This is a genomic window from Halomonas sp. IOP_14 (assembly GCF_021021315.1).
Lineage (GTDB): Bacteria > Pseudomonadota > Gammaproteobacteria > Pseudomonadales > Halomonadaceae > Vreelandella > Vreelandella titanicae.
The window spans coordinates 1-1,119 of the sequence record NZ_JAINWD010000079.1 but is presented as its reverse complement, the minus strand read 5'-3'; the positions used below and the strand labels follow the sequence as shown (position 1 = coordinate 1,119).

The 1,119-nt window shown below is 52.3% G+C and carries 1 rRNA gene; it reads left to right on the top strand.

The features are described 5' to 3' along the window. Positions 1-1,119, top strand: a 23S ribosomal RNA gene (locus tag K7H09_RS23960); the annotation flags it as partial.

Sequence of the window (1,119 nt, the reverse complement as noted above, 5' to 3'; positions counted from 1 at the left end):
CTGTGACCCGGGCATTTCTGAATGGGGAAACCCACCGATCATAAGATCGGTATCGTGCACTGAATACATAGGTGTACGAGGCGAACCAGGGGAACTGAAACATCTAAGTACCCTGAGGAAAAGAAATCAACCGAGATTCCCCTAGTAGCGGCGAGCGAACGGGGACCAGCCCTTAAGCATGTGACTGATTAGGCGAACAGATTGGGAAGTCTGGCCGTAGCGGGTGATAGCCCCGTAGTCGAAAATCTGATCATGTGAAATCGAGTAGGTCGGGGCACGAGAAACCTTGACTGAAGACGGGGGGACCATCCTCCAAGGCTAAATACTCCTGGCTGACCGATAGTGAACCAGTACCGTGAGGGAAAGGCGAAAAGAACCCCGGAGAGGGGAGTGAAATAGATCCTGAAACCGTGTGCGTACAAGCAGTAGGAGCAGACTTGTTCTGTGACTGCGTACCTTTTGTATAATGGGTCAGCGACTTATATTCAGTGGCGAGGTTAACCGTATAGGGGAGCCGTAGGGAAACCGAGTCTTAACTGGGCGACACAGTCGCTGGATATAGACCCGAAACCGAGCGATCTATCCATGAGCAGGGTGAAGATTGAGTAACATCAATTGGAGGCCCGAACCAGGATCTGTTGAAAAAGATTTGGATGACTTGTGGATCGGAGTGAAAGGCTAATCAAGCTCGGAGATAGCTGGTTCTCCTCGAAAGCTATTTAGGTAGCGCCTCACGTAGTACCGCCGGGGGTAGAGCACTGTTTCGGCTAGGGGGTCATCCCGACTTACCAACCCGAGGCAAACTCCGAATACCGGTGAGTAGAGCGTGGGAGACACACGGCGGGTGCTAACGTCCGTCGTGAAAAGGGAAACAACCCAGACCGTCAGCTAAGGTCCCGAAATCCTGGTTAAGTGGGAAACGATGTGGGAAGGCTCAGACAGCTAGGAGGTTGGCTTAGAAGCAGCCATCCTTTAAAGAAAGCGTAATAGCTCACTAGTCGAGTCGGCCTGCGCGGAAGATGTAACGGGGCTAAACCAGGTACCGAAGCTACGGGTTCATCCTTAGGATGAGCGGTAGAGGAGCGTCGTGTACGCCAATGAAGGTGGATTGAGAAGTCT